Origin of the sequence: Caballeronia sp. TF1N1, assembly GCF_022878925.1 — a bacterium.
Taxonomy (GTDB): domain Bacteria; phylum Pseudomonadota; class Gammaproteobacteria; order Burkholderiales; family Burkholderiaceae; genus Caballeronia.
On sequence record NZ_CP084626.1, the window covers coordinates 139,220 to 164,368 of the forward strand.

General features: G+C 62.6%; 27 protein-coding genes and 1 pseudogene. 15 read left to right on the forward strand and 13 right to left on the reverse strand.

Annotated elements, in window-relative coordinates:
• The first annotated feature begins 248 nt into the window (after positions 1-248).
• Positions 249-575, forward strand: coding sequence for a DUF1840 domain-containing protein (locus tag LDZ28_RS00655; protein WP_244826828.1), 327 nt, complete (start codon positions 249-251; stop codon positions 573-575).
• Positions 576-679: 104 nt separating this feature from the next.
• Here LDZ28_RS00655 and LDZ28_RS00660 read toward each other — a convergent pair whose 3' ends face one another.
• The 7 genes from LDZ28_RS00660 to LDZ28_RS00690 form a co-directional block, all read right to left on the reverse strand.
• Positions 680-886, reverse strand: coding sequence for a hypothetical protein (locus LDZ28_RS00660; RefSeq protein ID WP_244826829.1), 207 nt, complete (start codon positions 884-886; stop codon positions 680-682).
• Positions 887-1,029: 143 nt separating this feature from the next.
• The gene (metH, locus tag LDZ28_RS00665) at positions 1,030-3,747 is read right to left on the reverse strand and encodes a methionine synthase (RefSeq protein ID WP_244827945.1); all 2,718 of its coding nucleotides are present in this window, start codon (positions 3,745-3,747) and stop codon (positions 1,030-1,032) included.
• Positions 3,748-3,788: 41 nt separating this feature from the next.
• Positions 3,789-4,850: a homocysteine S-methyltransferase family protein gene (locus tag LDZ28_RS00670; RefSeq protein ID WP_244826830.1), complete on the reverse strand. Its 1,062-nt coding sequence runs from the start codon at positions 4,848-4,850 to the stop codon at positions 3,789-3,791.
• Positions 4,851-5,063: 213 nt separating this feature from the next.
• A complete protein-coding gene (locus LDZ28_RS00675; RefSeq protein WP_244826831.1) occupies positions 5,064-5,321 on the reverse strand; it encodes a DUF3567 domain-containing protein in 258 nt (85 codons plus the stop codon).
• A 135-nt stretch (positions 5,322-5,456) separates the two neighbouring features.
• Positions 5,457-6,248 (reverse strand): alpha/beta fold hydrolase, encoded by a 792-nt coding sequence (locus LDZ28_RS00680; RefSeq protein WP_244826832.1) that lies wholly within the window; start codon positions 6,246-6,248, stop codon positions 5,457-5,459.
• A gap of 138 nt (positions 6,249-6,386) precedes the next feature.
• Positions 6,387-7,547, reverse strand: a complete 1,161-nt coding sequence (locus LDZ28_RS00685; RefSeq protein WP_244826833.1) for a DUF3108 domain-containing protein — start codon at positions 7,545-7,547, stop codon at positions 6,387-6,389.
• A 114-nt stretch (positions 7,548-7,661) separates the two neighbouring features.
• On the reverse strand, positions 7,662-8,471 hold the full coding sequence (locus LDZ28_RS00690) for an IclR family transcriptional regulator (RefSeq protein WP_244826834.1): 810 nt from the start codon (positions 8,469-8,471) through the stop codon (positions 7,662-7,664).
• A gap of 106 nt (positions 8,472-8,577) precedes the next feature.
• On the opposite strand from LDZ28_RS00690, the gene LDZ28_RS00695 reads away from it, so the two are divergent.
• From LDZ28_RS00695 to rfaE2, 7 genes are all read left to right on the forward strand, one after another.
• Positions 8,578-9,564, forward strand: coding sequence for a fumarylacetoacetate hydrolase family protein (locus LDZ28_RS00695; RefSeq protein WP_244826835.1), 987 nt, complete (start codon positions 8,578-8,580; stop codon positions 9,562-9,564).
• A gap of 126 nt (positions 9,565-9,690) precedes the next feature.
• On the forward strand, positions 9,691-10,860 hold the full coding sequence (locus LDZ28_RS00700) for an ABC transporter substrate-binding protein (protein ID WP_310394674.1): 1,170 nt from the start codon (positions 9,691-9,693) through the stop codon (positions 10,858-10,860).
• Between the two features lie 18 nt (positions 10,861-10,878).
• On the forward strand, positions 10,879-11,706 hold the full coding sequence (locus LDZ28_RS00705) for an enoyl-CoA hydratase/isomerase family protein (RefSeq protein WP_244826836.1): 828 nt from the start codon (positions 10,879-10,881) through the stop codon (positions 11,704-11,706).
• Between the two features lie 36 nt (positions 11,707-11,742).
• Positions 11,743-12,477 (forward strand): PhaM family polyhydroxyalkanoate granule multifunctional regulatory protein, encoded by a 735-nt coding sequence (locus tag LDZ28_RS00710; protein ID WP_244826837.1) that lies wholly within the window; start codon positions 11,743-11,745, stop codon positions 12,475-12,477.
• 173 nt (positions 12,478-12,650) lie between these two features.
• On the forward strand, positions 12,651-13,805 hold the full coding sequence (locus LDZ28_RS00715) for a MerR family transcriptional regulator (protein ID WP_244826838.1): 1,155 nt from the start codon (positions 12,651-12,653) through the stop codon (positions 13,803-13,805).
• Positions 13,806-14,198: 393 nt separating this feature from the next.
• On the forward strand, positions 14,199-15,074 hold the full coding sequence (locus LDZ28_RS00720) for a ferritin-like domain-containing protein (protein ID WP_244826839.1): 876 nt from the start codon (positions 14,199-14,201) through the stop codon (positions 15,072-15,074).
• A 147-nt stretch (positions 15,075-15,221) separates the two neighbouring features.
• Positions 15,222-15,704: a D-glycero-beta-D-manno-heptose 1-phosphate adenylyltransferase gene (rfaE2, locus tag LDZ28_RS00725; RefSeq protein WP_244826840.1), complete on the forward strand. Its 483-nt coding sequence runs from the start codon at positions 15,222-15,224 to the stop codon at positions 15,702-15,704.
• 322 nt (positions 15,705-16,026) lie between these two features.
• Here rfaE2 and LDZ28_RS00730 read toward each other — a convergent pair whose 3' ends face one another.
• From LDZ28_RS00730 to LDZ28_RS00755, 6 genes and pseudogenes are all read right to left on the reverse strand, one after another.
• On the reverse strand, positions 16,027-16,266 hold the full coding sequence (locus tag LDZ28_RS00730) for a hypothetical protein (protein ID WP_244826841.1): 240 nt from the start codon (positions 16,264-16,266) through the stop codon (positions 16,027-16,029).
• A 16-nt stretch (positions 16,267-16,282) separates the two neighbouring features.
• Complete coding sequence (locus tag LDZ28_RS00735) at positions 16,283-17,110, reverse strand: type III pantothenate kinase (RefSeq protein ID WP_244827947.1); 828 nt, start codon at positions 17,108-17,110, stop codon at positions 16,283-16,285.
• 153 nt (positions 17,111-17,263) lie between these two features.
• Positions 17,264-17,377 (reverse strand): annotated as a pseudogene (locus LDZ28_RS00740) (pantothenate kinase); the annotation flags it as partial.
• Positions 17,374-18,276, reverse strand: a complete 903-nt coding sequence (locus tag LDZ28_RS00745; protein WP_244826842.1) for a biotin--[acetyl-CoA-carboxylase] ligase — start codon at positions 18,274-18,276, stop codon at positions 17,374-17,376. The pseudogene LDZ28_RS00740 and the gene LDZ28_RS00745, both read right to left, overlap by 4 nt.
• A 49-nt stretch (positions 18,277-18,325) precedes the next feature.
• Positions 18,326-18,658 carry a helix-turn-helix domain-containing protein gene (locus LDZ28_RS00750; protein WP_244826843.1) on the reverse strand — a complete coding sequence of 111 codons (333 nt, stop codon included), beginning with the start codon at positions 18,656-18,658 and terminating at the stop codon, positions 18,326-18,328.
• Positions 18,651-18,998 carry a type II toxin-antitoxin system RelE/ParE family toxin gene (locus LDZ28_RS00755; RefSeq protein ID WP_244826844.1) on the reverse strand — a complete coding sequence of 116 codons (348 nt, stop codon included), beginning with the start codon at positions 18,996-18,998 and terminating at the stop codon, positions 18,651-18,653. Before LDZ28_RS00755 ends, LDZ28_RS00750 begins: the two co-directional genes overlap by 8 nt.
• Before the next feature lie 177 nt (positions 18,999-19,175).
• Here LDZ28_RS00755 and LDZ28_RS00760 point away from each other — a divergent pair, with 177 nt between their 5' ends.
• From LDZ28_RS00760 to LDZ28_RS00790, 7 genes are all read left to right on the forward strand, one after another.
• Positions 19,176-20,303: an ABC transporter permease gene (locus LDZ28_RS00760; protein WP_244826845.1), complete on the forward strand. Its 1,128-nt coding sequence runs from the start codon at positions 19,176-19,178 to the stop codon at positions 20,301-20,303.
• A gap of 6 nt (positions 20,304-20,309) precedes the next feature.
• A complete protein-coding gene (locus LDZ28_RS00765; protein WP_244826846.1) occupies positions 20,310-21,188 on the forward strand; it encodes an ABC transporter ATP-binding protein in 879 nt (292 codons plus the stop codon).
• A 64-nt stretch (positions 21,189-21,252) separates the two neighbouring features.
• Positions 21,253-22,221, forward strand: coding sequence for an MlaD family protein (locus LDZ28_RS00770; RefSeq protein ID WP_244826847.1), 969 nt, complete (start codon positions 21,253-21,255; stop codon positions 22,219-22,221).
• Between the two features lie 19 nt (positions 22,222-22,240).
• Positions 22,241-22,888 (forward strand): ABC-type transport auxiliary lipoprotein family protein, encoded by a 648-nt coding sequence (locus LDZ28_RS00775; protein WP_244826848.1) that lies wholly within the window; start codon positions 22,241-22,243, stop codon positions 22,886-22,888.
• 16 nt (positions 22,889-22,904) lie between these two features.
• A complete protein-coding gene (locus LDZ28_RS00780) occupies positions 22,905-24,065 on the forward strand; it encodes a VanZ family protein (RefSeq protein ID WP_244826849.1) in 1,161 nt (386 codons plus the stop codon).
• A 52-nt stretch (positions 24,066-24,117) separates the two neighbouring features.
• Positions 24,118-24,447, forward strand: coding sequence for a ferredoxin (locus LDZ28_RS00785; protein WP_244826850.1), 330 nt, complete (start codon positions 24,118-24,120; stop codon positions 24,445-24,447).
• A gap of 28 nt (positions 24,448-24,475) precedes the next feature.
• Positions 24,476-25,111: an alpha/beta hydrolase gene (locus LDZ28_RS00790; protein ID WP_244826851.1), complete on the forward strand. Its 636-nt coding sequence runs from the start codon at positions 24,476-24,478 to the stop codon at positions 25,109-25,111.
• Positions 25,112-25,149 lie beyond the last annotated feature (38 nt).

Genomic DNA, 25,149 nt, shown 5'->3' on the forward strand with positions numbered 1-25,149 from the left:
AATGATCCAGTGGAGCGAGTCCGATGTGGTGTGGCGTAGGCGAGGGCGGTGCGCGCGGATGCGCGACGCGATGCTGGTCCGGCCGTAAGAGGCCTCGACAGGCCGCGGGAATCAAACTACGCGTAAAGCGGGATTTTAGCAGGTGCTAATATGTCGAATCAGGGTGCATACCGGGCAGTCGGCGCGACTCGCGGCAACATCGTGCAGCCTTCAAAGCTGCATATCAACATAAAGAAAAGGACCTAACCATGCTGATCACTTTCAAAACCAGCGCGGCTCCGGACGTCATGATGCTGCAAAACCTCGCCGAGTATCTGCTTGGCATCATTGGTAAACAGCTGAACGAACGGGGCGTCATCACTCACGACGAACTGCCTGCGGCTATTGAAAAACTCGAAGCCGCCGTGTCGACCGACAAGAAAGAGCGCGCCGAGCACGACGGCCACTTCCACGAAGGTGAGGACGGTCACGAACCGCACGAGATTCCCATCGGGCTGGCGCAACGCGCTTATCCGTTTCTCGACATGCTGCGTCTTGCGCAGAAAGAACATACGGACATTCTCTGGGGCGTCTGAACGTTCGTTTGCATTGGCGAATAAAAAAACCCGCATCGGCGACGATGCGGGTTTTTACTTTGCAGCGGACATAACGTCAGACGGCTGAGTCGCGATGCTGCCGCTTACTGCGACTGACCGCCTTCCGCCGGAGCAGGTTTGGCGGACGCTCTCGGCTTCTTGGGCTTCTTCGGCTTCTTCTTGTGCTCGGTAACGGGCGGCGAGTACGAAGACGCCGTGGTGGTGCTGGCCTGCGCGAACGCAGCCGAACTCGATGCTGCAAGTACGGCTGCCGCAAGCGCTACGATTACGGCGGACGTCATCTTCTTCATGCGACTTTCTCCGTGACGAAAAGAAATGCGTGGCCGTCGTGGTGACGACCTATCGCGGCTACAAGTCTACGGAAATCAAAATTTTCCCGCCGATAGCGTGCATTTTTTTCGTTATCACAGATTGCATATGTTGTTTTGCAGCATTAGCGCTGCGGCGCGAGGGCGCGTTCCGCATCCGCGTTCGAGATCGCCATGCGTTCGGCGAAGCTCGCAAGTTGGTCGTCGCCGATCTTGCCCACCGAAAAATATGTGCTCTCCGGGTGCGCGAGATAGAAACCCGACACGCTCGCGGCCGGCAACATGGCAAGCGACTCCGTCACGCTCATGCCGATTTCGCCTGCCTGAAGTACTTCGAACATATCGCGCTTGACGAGGTGATCCGGGCACGCCGGATAACCCGGCGCCGGGCGAATGCCGGCGTACTTTTCCGCGATGAGCGATTCGTTGTCCAGCGTTTCGTTTGCCGCATAGCCCCACAGATCGCGACGCACGCGCGCGTGCAGTGCTTCGGCGAATGCTTCGGCGAAACGGTCGGCCAGCGCCTTCAGCATGATTGCGCTGTAGTCGTCGTGATCGGCTTCGAACTGCTTTTCCTTCTTGTCGACGCCAAGGCCCGCCGTCACCGCGAACATGCCGATGTAGTCCGCCACGCCGGAATCTTTCGGCGCGATGAAGTCGGCAAGCGAGCGGTTCGGCCGCTGCACGCCATCGACAATCGGACGCACGCTTTGTTGACGCAGATTGCGCCATGTCATTGCGACTTGCGAGCGTGAGTCGTCCGTGTAGATTTCGATGTCGTCGTCGTTCACGGTGTTCGCGGGCAGCAGCATGACGACGCCGTTCGCCTGAAGCCAGCGGCCCTGGATGATGCGCGAGAGCATGGACTTGCCGTCCGAGAACACGCGCCGCGCCGATTCGCCGACGATTTCATCGTTGAGAATCGCGGGATAGGGGCCCGCGAGATCCCATGTCTGAAAGAACGGCGCCCAGTCGATATAAGTCGCCAACTCGGCCAGATCGTAATTCTTGAACACGCGCCGCCCGATGAAGCCCGGCTTCTTCGGCCGATACGCGCTCCAGTCGATCTTCGTTTTGTTGGCCCGCGCCTGGTCGTAAGTGACCATGGGCAGCGCCTTCTTGTTCGCGTGTTGCGTGCGGATGCGGTCGTAGTCGGTCTTCAGGTCGTCGAGATACTTCGCCGCACCCTCGTCCGACAGCAGGCTCGATGCCACCGAGACCGAACGCGACGCATCCGGCACATACACCACCGGCCCTTCGTAATGCGGCGCGATCTTCACGGCGGTGTGCACGCGCGAAGTCGTCGCGCCGCCGATCAGAAGCGGCGTCTGCTTGCCACGGAAGTAGTCGTCGCGCTGCATTTCGGACGCGACGTACGCCATCTCCTCGAGACTCGGCGTAATGAGTCCCGAGAGCCCGATGATATCCGCGCCTTCTTCCTTCGCCTTTTGCAGGATGGTCGCGCAGGGCACCATCACGCCCATGTTGACCACTTCGAAGTTGTTGCACTGGAGCACGACCGAGACGATGTTCTTGCCGATGTCGTGCACGTCGCCCTTCACGGTCGCGATGACGATCTTGCCCTTCGGCCGCACGTCGGCGCCTGCATCGGCGAGACGCTTCTTCTCTTCTTCGATGAACGGAATTAGATGCGCAACCGCCTGCTTCATCACGCGAGCGGACTTGACCACTTGCGGCAGGAACATCTTGCCCGCGCCGAACAGGTCGCCGACGACATTCATGCCGTCCATGAGCGGCCCTTCGATCACGTTGATCGGCCGGCCGCCTGCCTTCTCGATCTTCGCGCGCACTTCTTCCGTATCTTCGACGATGAAGTTCGTGATGCCGTGCACGAGCGCATGCGACAGACGCGCTTCGACCGGCTGATTACGCCATTCGAGGTTCTCCTCCTTTTTTGCCGCGCCGGTCTTGAACTTGTCGGCGACTTCGAGCAGACGGTCGGTGCCGTCGTCGCGACGATTGAGCACGACGTCTTCCACGCGTTCGCGCAACTCGGCGTCGAGATCGGCATAAACGCCGAGCTGGCCCGCGTTGACGATGCCCATGTCCATGCCCGCCTGAATGGCGTGGTAGAGGAACACGGTATGGATGGCTTCGCGCACGGGGTCGTTGCCGCGAAACGAGAACGACACGTTCGACACGCCGCCGCTCACCTTGGCATGCGGCAGATTCTGTTTGATCCAGCGCGTGGCGTTGATGAAATCGACCGCGTAGTTGTTGTGCTCTTCGATGCCCGTCGCGATAGCGAAGATGTTCGGATCGAAGATGATGTCCTCGGGCTCGAAGCCCACTTCGTTCACGAGGATGTCGTAGGAGCGCTTGCAGATTTGCGTCTTGCGCTCGAAGGTATCGGCTTGCCCTTGCTCGTCGAAGGCCATGACCACGGATGCCGCGCCGTAGCGACGGATCAGGTTCGCGTGATGACGGAACGCGTCCTCGCCTTCCTTGAGCGAGATCGAGTTGACGATAGCCTTGCCTTGCACGCATTTGAGACCGGCTTCGATCACCTCGAACTTCGACGAGTCGATCATGATCGGCACGCGCGCGATATCCGGCTCCGAGGCGATCAGATTCAGAAAGCGCACCATGGCGGCTTTCGAATCGAGCATGGCCTCGTCCATGTTGATGTCGATGACCTGCGCGCCGTTCTCGACCTGCTGACGCGCGACGGCGAGCGCTTCATCGAACTGGCCGTTCAGGATCATGCGCGCGAACGCCTTCGAGCCGGTCACGTTCGTGCGCTCGCCGACGTTGATGAAGAGCGAGCTGTCGGTGACGTTGAATGGCTCGAGGCCGGAGAGGCGCATGGTGTGGTCGGTCATGGTGTCTTTTATCTTGTCGTCGGTCGATGTCGGTATCGTCGTCAAGCAGCGTCGCGATACTGCGAGGGAAACGCGCGCGGCTTCACCTCGGCAAGCGCCTTCGCGATCTCCGCAATATGCTCCGGCGTCGTCCCGCAGCAACCGCCCGCAAGGTTCACGAGCCCCGCCTGCGCAAACTCCTTCAGCAAGCCCGAGGTCACATCCGGTGTCTCGTCGAAGCCCGTATCGCTCATCGGATTCGGCAGGCCCGCGTTCGGATAGCACGAAACGTAGGTATCGCAGAGCTTCGCCAATTCGGCGATATACGGACGCATTAGCGCCGCGCCCAGTGCGCAGTTGAGGCCGAAAGTCAGCGGCTTCGCATGACGCAGCGAGTTCCAGAACGCTTCAACCGTCTGTCCCGACAAGATGCGGCCCGACGCATCCGTTACCGTGCCCGAGATCATGATCGGCAGGAGTTCGCCCGTGTCCTCGAACAGCTCGTCGAGCGCGAAGAGCGCGGCTTTCGCGTTCAAGGTGTCGAAGATGGTCTCGACAAGGAACAGATCGCAGCCCGCGTCGAGCAACGCCTTCGCCTGATCGTAATAAGCCTCGCGCAATTCGTCGAAGGTCACGTTGCGCGCGCCGGGATCGTTCACGTCGGGCGAGATGCTTGCGGTCTTGGGCGTCGGTCCGATCGCGCCCGCCACGAAGCGCGGCTTGTCGGGCGTGGAGAAGGCATCGCAGGCGGCACGCGCGAGCTTCGCCGACTCGACGTTCATCTCGATAGCCAGGTCTTCCATGCCGTAGTCGGCCTGCGCCACGCGTGTCGCGCCAAACGTATTCGTCTCGATTATGTCCGCGCCCGCCGCCAGATACTTGTCGTGAATCTCGCGGATGATCTGCGGCTGCGTGATCGAAAGCAGTTCGTTGTTGCCCTTGATGTCGCGTGCGTAGTCCTTGAAGCGCTCGCCACGGTACGCGGCTTCGTCGAGCTTGTAGCGCTGGATCATCGTGCCCATCGCGCCATCCAGGATGAGGATGCGTTTCTGCAAGAGCGCGGGGAGCGCGGCGCCGCGCGTGTAGACGCGCGAAGGAGCTTTGGATATGGCGTTCTGGTTCATGACGGACGGGCCCTGCACCAATGTGAAATAGTCTGCATTGTAGCCGCAGCGCGGCTCGATCGCCGTGTGCGGGAGCGCTCGCGGACATGGCGCCGATGCAAAAAAAGAACCCCGCCTGGTTGCCCGGACGGGGTCTTTCGTGTCGCATGCTGCCGTGATCACCGCTGCTGGAGCGGGCGCGACGCGGCACTCAACCGCGCGCGCAGTCGAGTTTCAGTGGAGCACCACCGGCTGATTCATCAAGATATCGAACTGACCGAGGAATTCATCGACGTCTTCGAGCGACGGTTCTTCTTCGATCAGTTTCTGCACGTGCTCGCGAAACTTGGCGGCAAGCGCACCGTCGATGAAGATTTCCCGCTGCGTATTTTTGTCGACGATCTCATAGCCGCCCGACATCATCGCAAGATGATTGTCCTGCGGCGGGAACTCAACGACGCAATAGTTAGGGCTGTTGTAGATCATTTGCATGGCGACACTCCTTATTCCTGTTGCTCCTGGCAATCCTGCACCGTAATTGGAGCGCTCGGGTGGGAATTCAAGGGGTGGCCTCGACGTGATGCCGGTTTATCGAGGCTTTCTTGTGAAGCTTTTGACGCGAAAAGCTTATGACGCGGACGTGCGCAAGAAGTCATTCAACAATGCGCAAAACCGTTGCGACTCCTCGACCGGGCTTAGGTGCGCTGCGTTGAGTAGTTCGAATCGCGCGCCTGGTACGGTATCGGCAATCACCTGAGATGCAGCATGTGGCGTGCCACTGTCGTGCTCGCCGGCAATTACCAGCGTGGGTTTCTCGATGGCTGCGAGCTTGTCCCGGACGTTGAAACGGCTGACTGCTTCAGCCGCGCGGGCGAAACCTTCGACGGGCGTTTGCGCAATCGTTTCGCCAATTTGCTCGACCACTTCCGGATGCGCCTTGCGAAATTGCGGCGTCAGCCAGCGTTCGAGCGTTGCATCCACCATACTCGCTACGCCGTTTTCGCGCACGGAAGCTGCCCGTTGACGAAAGGTAGGCTGCGCTTCTTCTGGAATAAACGCCGGCGCACCGACGACCGTCAGCGAATCCACTTTATCCGCATGGTTGATCGCAAACGTCTGCGCGACCATGCCGCCAATGGATAAGCCCACAAGGTGCGTGGTCTTTGCGCCGAGCTCGTCGAGCAATTCGGCCAAGTCATCGGCCAGGTCCCCGATACTGAACGCGTCCTGCGATACCGCAGTCCTTCCATGTCCGCGCAGGTCATAACGCAACACGTTGTAGCCATGACGGAAGTATCCCGCCATCTGGTCCCACACCGAGAGATCGCCTCCAAGTTGGTGGATGAAGGTGAGCGTCGGGCCGCCTCCTTCGTTGTCGAGAACATACCGTGTGTCGATGCCATTGATCGTCAACTGCATATCGGCTCCGTGGAGAATGCGGTTTGCGCTGCTGTCTCCGTTTTTTCGTGCGCACAGCGGTGTCAGTTCGAGGTCCGGGCCACTGCATTGCCGTGACGCGGATTCTTCATACGCATCCGGCGTGCCTGAATCGTCGTCTTAGCGCGCTTCGGGAGCTATTCCCAACTTGTCCGCCCACAGCATTTCGATCTGCATGCCATTCGGTTCGGTTTGCAGAATACGCACAGGCAGCCAGCCGAGCGCGGGCGCGAGCCAGATGTCGAGCTTGCGTTTGTCCCCTTCGCGGCGCGGCAGGCGCGTGAAGTGGCGCGCTGTGGTGAATCCGCCGCGCGACTGCACGTTTTCGTCGCCGACGGTTTCGAGTGCCCAGACTTCGTTGCTGTCGTTATCGGCGACGCTGAACTGGCGCGTCACGCCAGGCTTGTATTGATCGGGCGATCCGCGCACCAGACTGGACAATTGCATGACCACGCTAAAGCGGTCCTGCGCACCATCGGCGAGCGGCTGGCTATTGGGCGTACGCGTATAGACGATCTGTCTGGTCTCGCGATTGAACACGGCGATATCGGCGGCGCGGCGGCCGCGTTGTTCGGAATACTGGTCCGGCGCGATGCCGAAGGTATCGATGTGACCTTTGCTCGAATAGACGTATGGACCGACGAAGGGCAGCGGAATGGAAACGACCATCTCGTAATGCTGTCCATCGTTCGTCCAGTGAATGGTGCCGGTCTGATTCATGACGCCGTTCACGAGCGTGTCGTAACGAAGCTCGCCGGATGGCGGCACGCTGAACTTGTCGCCGGATGCGACGACTGGCTGCGATGCAGGCACGGCAGCTTGCGCGGATGCAGAAGCGGCAGAAGCGGCTGCAATCGCGGCGGCTTGTGCTTGGGCGGTGTCGTCATCGGCAACGACTGGGGTGACAGGCGGCGCGGGCGTTGTTGACGGTGTGGGCGTTGGCGCCGGTGCGGCTGGCTTCGGTTGGGGTGTGGGCTTCGGTGGTTCGACAGCCTTCGTCGGTGCAGGTTTGACGGGCGTCTGTGCAGGCGTGCGAGGCTGTGGTGCAGGCAGCGCAACCGGTTTCTGTGTCAACAGTTCGACCTGCACGGGTGGGTTTTCCGGCGGCGGATTAACCGGCCGTTGCGCACGGCCAACCCAGCGCATCGCGCCCAAGTGCAGACACACGACGATCAGAATGACCAGCGCCCAGCGGCCCCAGCGGCGCGGAGGGTTTTCGGCATCGGATGGCTCGCCGGATGCGAAAGCAGTACTTCGACGGCGAAACGGGAAAAGTGGCATTGAACGAAGCGACGGAAAGGCGCGTGTTACGGAACACGAGGAACGTTTTCGACACATTTGAACGAAACGATGTTCCTTGAATGCGCCTCGCACGCGAAGCTTTTACAAAACGCGTCAAAGCGAGCGCTCGTCTTCCGCATAACCCAGCTCATACGACAAACCGCGCGCGCACTCACGCAGCGCGGAATCGATTTCACCGTCCCAGCGCGTGTCGAACGCGCCTTCGTGACCCAGTGCGATCAAACCTAGTGCGAGTTCGCCCGTCGAATCGAAAACCGGCGTGCAGAATGCATGAATCGATGGCAACAGCATGCCTTCCACGCGCGCCGCGCCATGTTCGCGCACATCGGCGAGAAGCGGCTCGACATCCGCGAGCGTTTTCTTCGTGGTGGCGAGTTCACGCGCGAGCATCGCCTGCGTCTTGCTGCGCGGCAGGTAAGCCGCGAACAGCAGACCAGTTGCCGACGAAAGCAGCGGCATGACATCGCCGAGCTTGAGCGATGCCTTCGCCGGATAGCTCGATTCCATCCAGTGCACGACGGTCGGCCCCTGATTGCCCCACACGGCGATGCCGACCGTCTGATCCAGCCTGTCGCGCAATTGCGCAAGCGCCAGACGCGCGAGCTTTACGCCATCGACGCGTGCAAGGCGTGCCAGTCCCATCTGCAAGGCGAAGCCGCCGAGCTCGTAGCGCCCCGACAAAGGATCTTGCGATGCCAGCCCAAGCCGCACGAAGCTCACCAGATAGCGATGGGCCTTCGCCGGGCTCATGCCGGCCCGCTGCGCAAGATCGCGCAACATCATGGCACGCGGTTCGTTGGTGAGCACGTCGAGCAGACGAAAGCCGACTTCGATCGATTGGATGCCCGAGCGGGTTTTTTCTGAAGCGGTGTCGACGAGGTCGTCGTCCTGGGATTCATCCATCTGGAGCGTGTAAAAGGGCTTATGCCGAATGGCCGACTCATCGACCGGCGATTCACCATCGTAAAATAGATTTTCCTTAACGTCATCACGGCTTACCCTTCGCTCTATGAAACTCGCCACGCTGAAAGACGGCACGCGCGACGGCCAACTCGTCGTCGTCTCGCGCGACTTGCGCACCGCGGCCATCGCCGATGGAATCGTCTCGACGCTGCAACGCGCGCTCGACGACTGGGCCTTCTATGCGCCGCAACTCATGGACGTCTACGAAGCGCTGAATCAATCGCGCGCACGCAATAGCTTCACGTTCGAACCCAAAGCCTGCATGGCGCCGTTGCCGCGCGCCTTCCAGTGGGCGGACGGCTCGGCCTACGTGAATCACGTCGAACTCGTGCGGCGCGCGCGCGGCGCGGAAATGCCGCCCGAGTTCTGGACCGATCCGTTGATGTATCAGGGCGGTAGCGACGATTTCATCGGGCCGACGGACGATATCGTGTGCGCGTCCGAATCGTTCGGCATCGACTTCGAAGCGGAAGTGGCGGTCATCACGTCGGATGTCCCGATGGCGCCCACGCCCGATGAAGCGTTGAAGAGCGTGCGCTTGCTGATGCTCGTCAACGATGTGTCGTTGCGCAATCTGATTCCGCCCGAACTGGCGAAAGGCTTCGGCTTCTTTCAGAGCAAGCCCGCGAGCGCGTTCGCGCCCGTGGCCGTCACGCCCGACGAACTCGGCGACGCCTGGAGCGAAGGCCGCGTGCATCGCCCGATGATCGTGCACTGGAACGGCAAGAAGGTCGGTCAGCCGGAATGCGGCGTCGATATGGTCTTCCACTTCGGCCAGTTGATCGCGCACGCGGCAAAGACGCGCAACCTGCGCGCGGGGTCCATCGTCGGCTCGGGCACCATCTCCAACAAGGACGCGCGGCGCGGCTACTGCTGTATCGCGGAGAAGCGCTGCCTCGAAGTCATCGAGCACGGCGCGGCAGAGACGGAGTTCATGAAGTTCGGCGACAGCGTGAAGATCGAGATGTTCGACGAGCGCGGCAAGTCCATCTTCGGCGCGATCGATCAAGCCGTGACGCAACTGGAGCACTAAGGCACCGAGCGCGCGGCGGGGTTTAGCCCGATGCGTCGCGAGTCTTTGCCGTCTTACACTTGCCGGGCGCTGCGGCGTGAATGAAGTTCGAACTAAAGCGCGAATAAAACAACAAGGAGACGTTCCATGCGCAAAGGCAAGTGGAGGATGGCGGCGGCGCTGGCATTCGCCTCGGTGTTCATGACGACTGGGGCCATCGCGCAGACGCCGCACGTGAAGATCGGTCTCGTGCTCTCGCTGACGGGGCCGGCTGCATCGCTCGGCATTCCGGCTCGCGAAACCGTCGCGCTTCTGCCCAAGGAAATGGGCGGCCGAGCGGTCGACTACATCGTGCTCGACGACGCATCCGACACCACGCAAGCGGTGCAGACCACGAAGAAGCTAATCAGCGAAGATCAGGTCGACGCGATCATCGGTTCGTCGATCACGCCGAACTCGCTCGCCATGATCGATGTCGTGTCGCAAGGTCAGACGCCCATGATCTCGCTCGCTTCGTCGGCGAAGATCATCGAGCCCGTGGACGATAAACGGCGCTGGGTCTTCAAGACGCCGCAGACCGACGCGATGATGGCATCGGCCATTGCGGAACACGCGAGCAATCACGGCGTGAAGACGATTGCGTTCATCGGCCAGGCAGACGCGCTCGGCGAAACCTTCTACGCGGAAGTCGCGAAGTTCGCGCAGATCCACAAGATCGAAGTCGTGGCCAACGAGCGGTTCAATCGCACCGACCCGAGCGTGACCGGCCAGATTCTCAAGATTCTTGCGGCGAAGCCTGATGCCGTGGTCGTCGGCGCGGCCGGCACGCCTGCCGCCTTGCCACCCAAGACGCTCGCGCAGCGCGGCTTCAAGGGCAAGGTCTATCACAACCACGGCGTGGGTAATCGCGATTTCCTGCGCGTGTGCGGCACGGACTGCAACGGCACCTTTCTGCCTGCGAGCCCGGTGCTCGTTGCCGCCCAGTTGCCCGACGATCATCCGGCGAAGCGCCTCGCGCTCGACTACATCAAACTGTACGAAACGAAGCAGGGCGCGGGCTCGGTCTCCGCGTTCGGCTCGTATGCGTGGGATGCGGGCATGCTGCTCGATCGCGCCGTGCCCATCGCGTTGAAAGCGGGCGCGCCCGGCACGCCCGCGTTTCGCGCCGCGCTGCGCGACGCGCTCGAAAGCACGAAGCAGTTCGCCGATACCAACGGGCAGGTCAACATGACGCCCAACGATCACATCGGTCTCGATCAACGCGCGCGCGTGATGGTCGAGATTCGCGACGGCAATTGGATCTATCAGCCGCGCTGAACGCAACCTGACATCGACATGACCGACCTTGCCCTGTACTCGAATTACCGCTCGCTCGAACTGCGCCGCCATGCGGATGGCGTGCTCGAAGTCGTGATGCCCGGCGCGGGCGCGAACAAAAGCGGCCTCTCTACCGCCGATGCCAACATGCATCGCGAACTCGCGGAAATCTGGCGCGATATCGACCGCGATCCCGACACGCGCGTCGCGCTGATTCGCGGCGAAGGCAAGGGCTTTTCGGCGGGCGGCGATCTCGGGCTCGTCGAGGAAATGGCCAACGACTTCGACGTGCGCGCCCGCGTGTGGCGCGAGGCGCGCGATCTCGTGTACAACGTGATCAACTGCAGCAAGCCTATCGTTTCCGCCATGCATGGTCCGGCCGTCGGCGCGGGACTCGTCGCGGGTTTGCTCGCGGATATTTCGATCGCATCGAAGACGGCGCGCATCATCGACGGCCATACGCGCCTGGGCGTTGCAGCGGGCGATCACGCGGCCATCGTCTGGCCGCTGCTGTGCGGCATGGCCAAGGCCAAGTACTATTTGTTGCTGTGCGAGCCGGTGAGCGGCGAGGAAGCGGAACGCATCGGGCTCGTGTCGCTCGCGGTCGAGGAAAGCGACTTGATGCCGAAGGCGCTCGAAGTCGCGAACCGTCTCGCGCATGGCTCGCAGACCGCGATCCGCTGGACCAAGTACGCGCTGAACAACTGGCTGCGCTCGGCGGGACCCACATTCGATACGTCCCTCGCGCTCGAATTCATGGGTTTTGCAGGACCAGACGTGCACGAAGGCATGCGCTCGTTGCGAGAGCGTCGCGCGCCGGACTTCCCCGGCGGCGCGCCGTTCTGAATCGGGGCACCCGAACACCTTGCTGAGGAGAGAACAATGACCGACAACGCCGGCGGCAACTCGCCATTCACGATGCCCGGTTTTCCCGGATTCGGCCAGGCCGACATGATGGGCAAGATGTGGGAGCTGATGCGCCTGAATCCGTTCGCCGCCGCGATGCAGGGCGGCGGTCAGGGCATGGGTCCGTCGCTCTCGGCGATGTCCGACATGATGGCGCCGCTCACCAACATCGAGGAACTCGACAAGCGCGTGACCGACATGCGCGCGGTCGAGCAGTGGCTGAAGCTCAACCTCAGCATGCTGCAATCGGCGATTCAGGCGCTAGAAGTGCAGCGGGCGACACTCGCCACGTTGCGTGCGTTCGGCGCGTACGCGCAGACGTCGATGGAAGGCAAGCAAACGCCTGCCGAGAAGCCGAAATCTGCAGCCGGCTGGCCGATGACCGGCGCGGCGAAGGAAACGCCTCCGCCACAAGCGGCGGCGCAACCGGCGGCGTCGAGCGAGGAGTCGGACGAAGCCAATGCGGATGCCGCGCTGCCGCCCGGGTTCGATCCGAGCGGCTGGTGGAACGTGCTGCAATCGCAATTCAACCAATTGGCGCATCTCGCCATGATGCAGCCCGGCATGACGGGCGCGCCGGGTGTACAGCCGGAATCCGGTGACGCCGCGGCGTCCTCGACATCCGACTCCGATAACGGCGACAAGGCGTCCGATACCGCCGCGAAGAAAGCGCCCGCAAGGAAAGCCGCGCCGCGCAAGAAAGCAGAGTAGTCGAGCTAGCTGCCGGGGGCACACACATTCCTCCGGCTTATTTTTGCTTTCGGGCAAGTTCCTCGTATGCTCTGCCCGATTCCACTTTTAACGCTCGGCGTGCGTCCAAACGCCGACTCTCTCCGTATATCCAATAACGCAACAGTCCGCCCGGACGTATCGCGGGCGGTTCGTTGTATGGCAATCGTTCGTTCCCCGCAATCGCGACGCCGCTGATCAGACTAGTTTTTGTCTATGATTGGATGGTTGTTCGGAAGGTTTTGTCCAACCGCGTTGCCGGGAACGCCCTGTGCGAGTGTACGTGTGTTCGCTTTCAATCCGAATTGTCCATGACAAATCAATCTGAGCAAGAATTTGAACGGGTGTCCGACGGGACGGCGTCATCCGAAAGATCGTCCTACAGCCATTCGGCTGAATTCGCGGTATCCGGCGTTGGTATTGGTGCAATCGCGCAGGAAATAGGTCTGACAAAAGACACCTTGCGCGTTTGGGAGCGCCGCTACGGCTTTCCGCAACCCATGCGTTCAGCCGGCGGCGAACGCCTGTATCCGCAAGAGCAGGTGTCCAAGCTGCGGCTCGTCAAACGTCTGCTGGATGCGGGGCATCGGCCGAGCAAGGTTCTCGTGCAGCCAGTCGAAGCACTGCAGGAACTGGCGCAGTCGTCGGGTGTGGGACAGGATGCGCCGGACGTCGAACTCGATCACATGGTTTCGCTGCTGCGCTCGGGCGCCTACGACGAGTTCCGTTTTCTGCTCCTGAAGCGCGCGACCCGCGACGGTTTGGAACGTTTCGTCGTGGACGTGGCGGCGCCGCTCGCGGCTCGCGTCGGCAATGCGTGGGCGGCGGGTACGCTGCAGGTGTACCACGAGCATCTCTTTAGCGAGGCGATTCAAAGCACTCTGCGTTCCCTGATTCGACCGCTCTCCGATGCGCTGCGCGGACGTGGCGGACGGCCGCGCGTGCTGCTCACCACTTTGTCGGGCGAAGGTCACGGGCTTGGCATTCTGATGGCAGAGGCCATGTTTACTCTGTCTGAATGCGACTGCATGCAGCTCGGCCTGCAGACACCGCTCACCGATATCGTCGAAGCGGTGAAGATGCATGACATCGATATCGTGGCGCTGTCGTTTTCGGCCGTGCTTCCGGCGCAGTCCATCGCCAATGGCGTAACGGACCTGCGCAACATGCTTCCACCACACGTGCGCATTTGGGTCGGCGGTAGCAGTCCTGCATTGCGTCGCAAGTTTCAGGAAGGCGTCGACCACCTCCCTGGACTTGGACCTATCGACGAAACTGTGGCCGAGTGGCGTCATTCCGCCGTGCTATGATCGGCGAACGCCGCTGACGCAGGGCTCGGCGCAATTGCGCCGAGCCTCGACCATGTCACATGACAGTCGGCAGCGGCAGGCATCATCGGCGGAACAACGCCTCGGGCAGCACACGCGGCTGCCGATCGAACATACCTCAGGCACAGGACTCGCTCCTCACCCACGGTAGAAAAGACGCTGACAACGCAACATTGCACGTAAGTGCAGTGTTTACGCGGAGCGCAACGCGTACCGCGCGCCATTATCTGGCGCTTCATTGTCGGTTTTCGTCTTTGGCCGTCGCAATCCCGCGTAAAATTGAAAGCTTGGCTGCTTGCGTGCAGCAATTCGCGCCGCACGCTCGTGCCGAAGATCTTAGATATAACGTCGCATAAGTGGCATCAGGGGTGGACAATGAACACCATGCTTTATCCGGAACTGTACAAATCGCTGGAATCCGTCCGTTGGGACATGGAGAAGGACATTCCATGGGACAAGTTCGACGCGTCTCTGCTCACCGACGAGCAGGCCAAGACGATCAAGATGAACGCGATCACCGAATGGTCCGCTCTTCCTGCAACCGAGATGTTCCTGCGTGACAATCACAACGACAGTGACTTCTCGGCTTTCATCAGCGTGTGGTTTTTCGAAGAACAGAAGCACTCGCTCGTCCTGATGGAATATCTGCGGCGCTTCAAACCCGAGTTCGTGCCGAGCGAAGAAGAACTGCACGAAGTGCGCTTCGAATTCGATCCCGCGCCGCCGCTCGAAACGCTCATGCTGCATTTCTGCGGCGAGATTCGCCTGAATCACTGGTATCGCCGTGCGGCCGAATGGCATACCGAGCCTGTCATCAAGCATATCTACGAAACCATTTCGCGCGACGAAGCGCGTCACGGTGGCGCGTATCTTCGCTACATGAAGAAGGCGCTCGTGCAAGCGGGCGACACTGCGCGCGCCGCCTTCGCCAAGATTGGCGTGTTGATGGCGTCGGCGCGTCGCACGGAAAAGCCGCTGCATCCCACGAATCTGCATGTGAATCAGGCGCTCTTTCCGCGTGATACGGTGCAGTCGCGTCTGCCGGACCCCGAATGGCTCGAGCGCTGGCTCGACGACCAGATCCGCTTCGACGACAGTTGGGAAAAGAAGGTCGTGGAGCGCATTCTGCACAACCTCTCGATTCTTTTCGAGCGCTCGTTCGTGACCGCGCAGGAGTTGAACCGCTATCGCAAAGAAGTGGTGCAGCGTCTGCAAGCGGCATCGGGCGGTGCGGCGGAACAGCCTGCCTGAGTTCTGGCTGGCGTCGGTCGCAATGGGTGAAACGGCTCGCCGGAGCAATCCGGCGGGCCGTTTTGCTTATGACCTCTGGATGACGTTCGGAGGAACGTACTGGCGTGGCACAATCGCGCTTCGAGTTCTACTGCACTGAGCGCCGCCATGCCCGCCACTTTCGAACGCAAGATCACCACGCGCGATGCGCTCGCCGCGCTTCGCTTAAACCTCGCCGGACCGGTCGTTTTCACCAACGGCGTCTTCGACATTCTTCATCGCGGTCACGTCAGTTATCTCGCGGATGCGAAAGCGCTTGGCGCGACGCTCATCGTCGGCGTGAACAGCGATGCCTCCGTGCGCACGCTCGGCAAGGGCGACGATCGGCCGATCAATCGCGAAGACGATCGCATGGCGTTGCTGGCAGCGCTCGAGAGCGTGGACTGGGTGGTGAAGTTCGAAGAGACGACGCCGCTGCAACTCATCGATGCAGTGCATCCCGATGTGCTCGTGAAGGGCGGCGATTACGACATGGACAAGCTCGCGGAATCGGCGCTCGTGCGAGGTTGGGGCGGCACGGCGCTGGCCATTCCGTTCGAGCATGACCGGTCGACGACTGCGTTGCTCAGGAAGGTTCGCGCGCAGGGTTGAGGTGCTTACCGGGCATAGGCGCAAGGCACGGGAATCGCCCGTCAGGGCTGCGCGCATTCATTCGCCAAGGCACACATAAAAGTTTGCACGCCGAGCAGTACATGCACTCCACGCCGAATCGCAGACTGACAAACACGATGACACCGCCGGCGCGGATGCGAGCCCACGCATTGAATCACCGGCCGAATATCAGGCTGGGCCGCACGGTGAGACATTCACGAACAGCGACGAACTCACACGTTATGTGCACCCACCGACCAAGTGAGCGCACCTGAATTCGCGACAGGCACGGAATCGAAAACGAAGCGCGCGCCGTACGCAGTCACTGGCCAAGCGGCCGCTCCTGCACATTTGCAGCAGGCGCGGGCGCGCCGACTTGCGGCTGATCCGCCGCCTCTTCGGGATGCAGCGCCCGCGTTACCAGCGTTTCCGGATGCACCTGTTCCAGCAGATGATGCGGCTCGCGCGCGCCGGCCGCGGGCAGCGGTCCGAAAGTGCTGCGCACGATCGCGAACATCAGCAGATTGGCCAGAATGAGTAGGGCGATCAGCCAGCGCAGCATGCTTGGGCTCCGTCAATCAGTCAGAGAGTTTGCGAGATATCGGCGCAGTCGCGTCGCGCGCGATGAGCGCCAGGCCGGACAGCACGAGTGAATCATGGCGAGTATGCGGCACGGACAGCGCGCCCGCGATTTCATTTGCCGCGCCGCCGCCCAGCACGAGACGCACTTCGGCTTGCCATTGCGCGCGCAGATCGTGCCACGCGCGCTCGATGAGACTCGCTTGCGCGAGCAGGCAGCCGGCGGAAAGCGCGGCGGCGGTATCGGTGGCGAAGCGACTCGCGGTTCGGTCGAGCGCGGCGCGTGCCGATGCGGCATCGAGCGTCGGCAACTGCGCCGTGTTGCTGCCGAGCGATTGCATCATCAACGACCAGCCCGGCGCGATCAGGCCGCCGATGAACGTGCCATCCGCGCGCAAGGCTTCGAGCGTCGTCGCCGTGCCGAAGGTGGCAATCAGCAGATGTTCGCCCGGAAACGCTGCCCGCGCGCCGATCATGCCTGACCAGCGGTCGCTGCCGAGGCGATCCGGTGCCGTGTAGCAATTGACGACGCCGCATTGCCGCGCTTTCGCCCGGACGACCGTTCGCCGCAGATTGGGCCAGCGTGCATCCAGCATACGTTCGATGCGCGCTTGCACCGAGGCGCCCGCCACGTTGGAAATCCACGCGCTCGATGGCGTGGGTAACGCGGACCAGGCGGCTTCGGTCGATGGCGTCGCTGGCGCTGTTGCTTCGGACGTTATGGACGCGTCATCGCCGTTGGGTGCTTTATTCGTGTGCGTGTGCGCCGACGAATCGCGTGCCTCGAATGCGTCATGAAGCGGCTTCGGCGCCGGGTCAGCTTGCACGGTCGCTTGTGAGAACGCGAAGCCGCGTGCATCGGCCGCGTCATGAGGCGACTTCGGCGCTAAGTCACTTTGCGCGGGCGTTTGCGAGAGCGCGGAGCCGCGTGCATCGAGCGCACCATGAAGCGGCTTCACGACGTCGCCAAGACCCGTCTCATCACGCTCATGCTCGAACGCCCCGTTCGCCATCCACTCGCCGCGCGAATCCACGAGCGCCCATTTGATTCGGCTATTGCCCGCGTCGATCAGCAAACACGGCGCCTCGCTCACGGACGCTCCTTCGCCAGGCGCAAACTCAGTTCGCCCGTTGCGACGACGCGCGGTCCTTCGGGCGCGTCGATCAGCAGATGGCCTCCGTCATCCACACCCGCCGCAATGCCACGCGTCACTTCCAGACCCTGATCGATCAACACGACTTCGCGCCCGGCGTAGGCATGTGCGTCCATCCAGCGCTGCCGAAACGGGCGGAAGCCTTCGGCTTCGAAGCGCGGCAGCGCGGCGTCGAGCGCGTTCAATAGCGCAGCGAGCGTCTCGGTAAGGTTCGCATCCGGCCAGGCGCGCGCAAGCGCGGCCGGGGTCGCGCCCGGTGCGGCGACGTTTGCTTGGCGGTGCACGTCGTCGACCTGAGCGGCGAGCCGTTCGACGCCATGCAAGTTGATGCCGATGCCGATCACCACCGCCGTCGCTTGCGGCGTGCTCCATGCCGTTTCGATGAGGATGCCGGCGAGCTTGCCGTCGTCGAGCAGAACGTCGTTGGGCCACTTGAGCGCCGGACGCGCGGACGGCGTGAGCGGTAGGCGCGCGAGCGCGTCGAGCACGGCGGTGCCGATGGCGAGACTTAGACCCGAAAGGCCCTCGATGGGCCGCTTCAGCACATAACCGACCGACATCAGAAGCGCGTTGCCCGGCTCCGCGAGCCACGCGCGGCCACGTCTTCCGCGTCCCGCTGTCTGCAAATAAGCGATGCGCGCAAGCGGCGCGCTCGCTTCCTCGTGCGATTTGTCGCGCGGCTGGGCGCGAAATTTCGCGAGCAGGTCGGCATTCGTGGAGCCCGTTTCATCGACGATTTCGATGGTCCACTCGCGGGCAGGCCGCTCGGCCAGCGTCGCGAGCCGGTTACGGTCGATGCGCCACGGCGCGTCCGGGGCGAAGGAAGAGGGTGGGTTCATGGCGGGTATTGTAGCGGCGCGCCCTTACGCCGGATGCCTTCACCTCACGCTAAACGAGCGAGATCTTTAGCCGCTTGCCGCAAGCCGCAGCGTACTTGCGCAAAGTCGATACCGATGGCGAATGTTTTTCGCTGGCAAGCGATGCTTCGAGCCGCGCGACGGCGGACGCGGTCGTTCCCATGCGTTCGGCGACTTGCGCTTGTGTCAGGCCCGCTGCCACGCGCGCGTCGAGAAAGGCTTCGAGCGGCGCATATTTGCTTTCGAGTGCATCGTAAGCGGCCTTGAATTCCGGGTCCGCCATCATGCGCTCAGTGTCTTCGCGCGTGTGGGGAACCGGAGCGTAGCGCTCTTCCAGTTCGCGTTGCAGCCGGGTTTTAGCCATTGCGTTTCGTCTCCATCATGCGCTTGCGGGCAATGCGTAATTCGTCGTCGGGCGTCTGCTGCGTCTTCTTGACGAAGGAGTGCAACATGACGATCCGCTGGCCGAGCAGCGTGCAATAAAACACCCGCCCGATACCTTCTTCGCCGTGCAGTCGAAGTTCGAACAGACCATCGCCGAGCGCCCGCGAATGCGGCAGCCGCAACGCAGGGCCGTGCTTCATCAGGATTCGCAGCAGTCTCAAGTAGTCTGAACGGATGCCTGTCGGCAGCGAAAAGATCTCGCGCTTCACGCGGGCGTTGTAGTACGCAATCGTCCAGTCGCCAGTTTCTGAGGTTAGCATATTTGATAACAAGAGGCCGGATTTCCAATTGCCAGTTTTTCGTGACCGGCGCCTCGTGTAAATTCAGCCAGTCGGTCTAAGCCATCCCACAACCCCCGCGCCATAACAGCGCCGCCTCATTAACCTTCGTTACAATGTCCTCTCCCCTTCACGCCGCGTTCTGACGCGCATCGTTCCTTGAACTTCGACACGCCGCCCCGCCTCAGTGTGGAAGCTGGTCAGCAAGGCAAGGTGGTTCGGCTCTCGGGCCAGTGGACCGCGCTTGCGCTCGCGCGCGACCGGGCCAAGAGCGGTGTGACGCGGCGGCTGCGCGCGGTCGGGCGCGAAGCCATCAGCCAATGGGATCTGCTGTCGGTCGAGCGGCTCGATCACGTCGGCGGACAAGCGCTCTGGCGCGTGTGGGGCCGCCGCATGCCGGCGACCATCGCGTTGTCGGACACGCAACGCGAAATCTTCGAACGCGTCGCGCTGCTCGACGCCGAACGCGAAGAGCCCGAAGTCGTCACGCGCACCAATCCGGTCACGCGGCTCGGGGAACTGATCTTCGGCTTCTTCGACCATCTGCAAGGCGGCCTGTCGATGTTCGGCGGCTTCGTCCTCGATCTCTTCGGGCTCGTGCGGCGGCCGAGGCGCATTCCCTGGGTCGAAATCTCCGCGAACATCTACAGCGCCGGCGCGCAGGCGCTCGCCATCACCGCGCTGGTCGCGTTCCTGATCGGCATCGTGCTCAGTTATCTGTCGGCGCAGCAGTTGCGCGTGTTCGGCGCGAATCAGTACATCGTGAATATTCTCGGGCTCTCGGTGATCCGCGAACTCGGGCCGGTGCTCTCCGCGATTCTCGTCGCCGGACGCTCGGGTTCGGCCATCACCGCGCAAATCGGCGTCATGCGCGTGACGGAAGAACTCGATGCCATGCAGGTCATGGGTATCCCGCACGGTCTGCGGCTCGTCTTGCCGCGCGTGATCGCGCTCGGCATCGCCATGCCGCTGCTCGTCATGTGGACCAACATCATCGCGCTGACGGGCGGCGCGGTCGCGGCGAAGCTCGTGTTGTCCATCGACATCTCGTTCTTCATCCGCTCGCTGCCTTCGGTCGTGCCTATCGCCAATTTGTGGATCGGACTCGGCAAAGGCGTGGTGTTCGGCATGCTGATCGCGCTTGCCGCGTGTCACTTCGGCTTTCGCATCAAGGCGAATTCGCAGAGTCTCGGCGAAGGCACGACGACTTCCGTGGTCAGTTCCATCACCATCGTGATTCTCGCGGATGCCGTCTTCGCCATCCTGTTTCAGAACGTGGGGCTATAGGCGCATATGTCGACGACCCTTGCCACTGCCGTTCGTCATCAGCCGCCGCCCGTCATTGCCGAGCCGGTGATCGAAGTGCGCGACGTCACCAAGCGCTATGGCCGAACGGTGATTCACGAGCATCTGAATCTGGATGTGCGGCGCGGCGAGATCGTCGCGTTGCTGGGCGGCTCGGGCTCGGGCAAGACCACGCTCGTGCGGCAGATTCTCGGCCTCGAATCGCCGACTTCGGGCAGTATCCGCGTGCTCGGCGAGGAATGGGCGCACATGGACGACGAAACCGCGAAAATGATGCGCACGCGTTCCGGCATGATGTTTCAGCAAGGCGCGCTGTTCTCGTCGCTTTCGGTGTACGACAACATCGCGCAGCCGTTTCGCGAACTCGGCAAGATTCCCGAAGACCTGATCCGCGAATTCGTCATGCTCAAGCTGGAAATGGTCGGGCTGTCGTGCAAGCACGCGAGCAAGATGCCGTCGGCGTTATCGGGCGGAATGGTGAAGCGCGTGGGCATTGCGCGGGCCATTGCGCTGGAACCGGAACTGCTGTTTCTCGACGAACCCACCGCCGGTCTCGATCCGAAGGCCTCCGATGAATTCGTCGATCTCATCGCGACCCTGCATCGCGCGCTCGGGCTGACTGTCGTGCTCGTCACACACGATCTCGATACCATGGTCGCGCTGTCCACCCGTGTCGCCGTGCTGGCGGACCGGCGCGTACTGGTCGCGGCCCCCGTGGAAGAAGCGTGCGCGGTGGATCATCCGTTCATCCGCGAATATTTCCTGGGGCGGCGGGGCCGGCGCGCATTGCAGGCGCTGCCGCCCGAACGCCGCGCAAAGCTGCCCGCCGCCGCGCTGGAGGACGCGACCATCAGCGTCAACAAATGAGCACCTCCCGCCAACGACGCGAAGGCCACCGCACGCGCGAGCCAGCAAGCAAAGGAACATGACGATGGAAAACAAATCACATGCGTTCTGGACCGGACTGTTCACCATCGTTCTCGTGCTCGCCATTGCGTTCGCGGTGTTCTTCTTCAACGTGGACCGCACGGTGCGCGTGCCTTACGACCTCATCGCCCGCACCAACGTGACCGGGCTTTTTACGGACGCCTCCGTGCGTTATCGCGGTCTCGGCGTCGGCAAGGTGCAGTCCATTCGCTTCGATAAAGCGCATCCGGGGCAGATCCGCATTCGCATTCTCGTCGACCAGAACGCGCCGATGACGCATTCCACCTTCGCCACGCTCGGCTTTCAGGGCGTGACGGGCATCGCGTTCGTGCAGCTCGACGACACGGGGAAAGACCCGAGCGCGTTGCCATCGTCGGCGCAGAACGTGGCCGAAGTGCCGATGCGTCCCGGTCTCTTCGAACAATTGCAGGAGCGCGGCGACGTTATTCTGAAGCGCTTCGAACGCCTCTCCGAAGATGCCGACAAGTTCCTCTCCGACGATGTGCGCGTCCAGTTGCTCGACACGACGAAGAGCCTGAAAAATGCCGCCGACGGCATTGCGACACTTACCAATCAGGTGTCGCCCGCGACCGAGCATTTGCCGCAGACGCTCAAGCAACTCGACCGCACGCTGGCATCGACCAATACGCTGATTCAAAACCTGAACCGGCCCGACGGCCCGTTCGTCACCAATCTGAACAAGGCAGGCAACGCGGCCGACCAGGCGGCTGCGGCGCTCACCGACATGAACGAGTCGCTGCGCAACGTGACGGCGCGCGTGGGCTTCGAAGCGTTGCCGCGCCTTTACTCGTTCACCGACGACGTCGGCAGCGCCGCGCGTTCCGTCGACCGCGCCGCCGATGCATTCAGCACCAATCCGCGCAGCGTGTTGTTCGGCGCGCCGCAGAAGTCGCCGGGGCCGGGGGAACCGGGTTTCGCGTGGCCCGCAAGCCCGACGCCGACGGCGCATTGACGTGATTCGAAGGAACGCTATGCATAACGACCACCGCAACATGACGATGACCGCCGCGCTCGCGCTCGCCTGCATGACGATGCTCGCGGCGTGCGCGTCCACGCCATCGGCGATGCCGAACGTGCGCTACGACCTGGGCGTCGCGCCCGCCATCGACCAGAGCGCGAACAGCACGTCGGCTACCACGCCGGCCACCACGCCGCCGGTCAAGGTGCTGGCCGTGAGCGCGCCGCGCAATCTCGAAACGGACGACTTCATCTACCGGCTCAGTTATGTCGATGCACAACGCACCGGCAACTATTCGAACAGTCACTGGACGATGCCGCCCGCGCAACTCCTGACGCAACGTCTGCGCGACAGCTTGTCGGCGCGCGGTCCGGTTCTTACGGGCGCCGATCCGGTGCGCGCGGCCTTGCTCGAAGTCGAACTCACGCGCTTCGAGCAAGTCTTCGATGCGCCCGAGCGCAGCCACGGTCTGGTCGCGGTGCGCGCGACGCTCACGCAGCAAGGACGCGTCGTCGCACAACGCAGCTTCAGCACCGAAGCGAGCGCGCCCACCGGCGACGCGGCGGGCGGCGCACGCGCGCTTGCCGCCGCGTCCGACGAGATGATTTCGCAACTCAGCGTGTGGCTCGACAAGCAGCCGCTCACCGCCGCCGCACAATGAGGCATTCGCGCGGCTCATGACGATCAAGCAATGGCAGCGCCGCCCGTCGGCGTTTTCCCGGCAGGCGCTCGCCGCCTACGCGACGCTCGTGGTTTATGCGTCGCTGTATCCGTTTTCGGGCTGGCGCACGCTCGGCATCGGGCCGTTTGCTTTCATCGCCGATCCCTTGCCGCAGTATCTGACCGCGTTCGATGTCATCACCAACGTGCTCGGCTACATGCCGCTCGGCGCGTTGATCGTGCTGGCGCTTTATCCGCGCTTCAGGGGATCGGTGGCGGTGTGTCTCGCGCTCTTCGGCGGCGCGCTTCTGTCGGGCGCGATGGAAGCCATCCAGACTTACTTGCCGACGCGCGTCGCCTCCAATCTCGATCTCGCCGCCAATGCGTTCGGCGCGCTTGTCGGCGGCGTGCTGATCGCGCCCGCGACGAGTGCGCTGCTCGATCGCGGCTGGCTCAGGCGCATCCGCTTCACCTGGTTCGAGCGGCACGCGGCGTATGTGATGGGATTGACGGCGCTGTGGCCGTTCGCCGGCATGTTCCCCGCGCCTTATCTGTTCGGCGGTGGCGACCTGCCGCGCGCGCTTTGGGACGGGCTCGATCCCGCGATGCAGGACGCGATCCTCGCCTGGGCACCCGCCTCGTGGGACCTCGAAACCTGGTCGGACCGGCTCGGCGCGCTCCTGCCCGACGACGCATGGGAAGCGATCATCACGTCGTGCAATCTGTATGCTGCGCTCGTACTTGCAACCTTGCTCACGCGCGAGCGCGCGCCCCGCATCCGGCTGATGCTCGGCCTGATCGTCGCGACCTTGTTCGCCAAGGCGGCCGCGACGTTTCTGCAATCGCGCGCGGGACTTTTTTACGACTGGGCAACGGATGGCGCGCTCGAAGGCATCGCGATCGGCGCGCTGGCGGCCGTGCTGTCGGTTGCATTGCCACGCTCGTTGCGCGCCGTGCTTGCCGGCGCGGCGCTCGTCGCGGGGCTTGCGCTCGTCAATCTGCTGCCGCTGAATCCGTACTTCGACATCGTGCTGGCCGACTGGCGGCAAGGGCGCTATCTGCACTTCAACGGCCTTCTGCACTGGCTCGCGTGGGTGTGGCCTTACGCGGCGCTCGGCTGGCTCGCGTCGGCGGCGGAGCGCGCGTGGCTCGCGCGGCGGCGGGCGCGGGCCGGGTAGGCATGAACATCGCTCGCTATAATCGATCCGAACACACTCAAGGCCCCACGCCATGGACTCTTTCTACAAGTACCACGTGTTCTTCTGCCTCAATCAGCGCGATGCCGACGCCGCGCGCCCGAGCTGCGCCAATTGCAACGCGCAGCAAATGCAGGAACACGCGAAGAAGCGCGTGAAGAAACTCGGCCTCGCGGGCGAGGGCAACGTGCGCATCAACAAGGCTGGCTGTCTCGACCGATGCGAACTTGGCCCCGTGCTCGTCGTGTATCCGGAAGGCACGTGGTACACGTATATCGACGAAACCGACATCGACGAGATCGTCGATTCGCATCTTGCGAACGGCAAGATCGTTGAGCGCCTTCTGATCGATCAACCCGCGTGACCGCTTGTGACCCAGACTCAGTAACCCGATGAACGCGCAAACCGAAAAATTCCTGATCGACGGTCCAGTGGGCAAGATCGAAGTCGCGCTCGACCGGACCGATGCCGCCGATAAAGCGCCGCGCGGAATCGCGCTCGTCGCGCATCCGCATCCGCTTTTCGGCGGCACGATGGACAACAAGGTCGCGCAGACGCTCGCGCGTACCTTCGTGCAACTCGGCTACACGACGTATCGCTCGAACTTTCGAGGCGTCGGCCAGACGGCGGGCGAGCACGACAACGGTATCGGCGAACAGGACGACTTGCTCGCGCTCATCGACCACATGCGCGCGCAGCCGGGTCAGGAAGACGTGCCGCTCGTGCTCGCGGGCTTTTCGTTCGGCACCTTCGTGCTGTCGCACGTCGCGAAGCGGCTCGTCGAAAGCGGCAAGAGCATCGAGCGCATGGTCTTTGCGGGCACCGCTGCGAGCCGCTGGGAAGTCGCGCCCGTGCCCGAAAGCACGCTCGTGATCCACGGCGAAGTGGACGAGACCGTGCCCATTTCCTCCGTCTACGACTGGGCGCGCCCGCAGGAATTGCCGGTTGTCGTGATACCGGGCGGCGAGCATTTCTTCCATCGCAAGCTGCATGTTTTGAAACGCATCATCGTCGATGCCTGGCGCTGAAAGAGCGTTTCAATCTCGTCGTCATCGAGCGTTTCGCC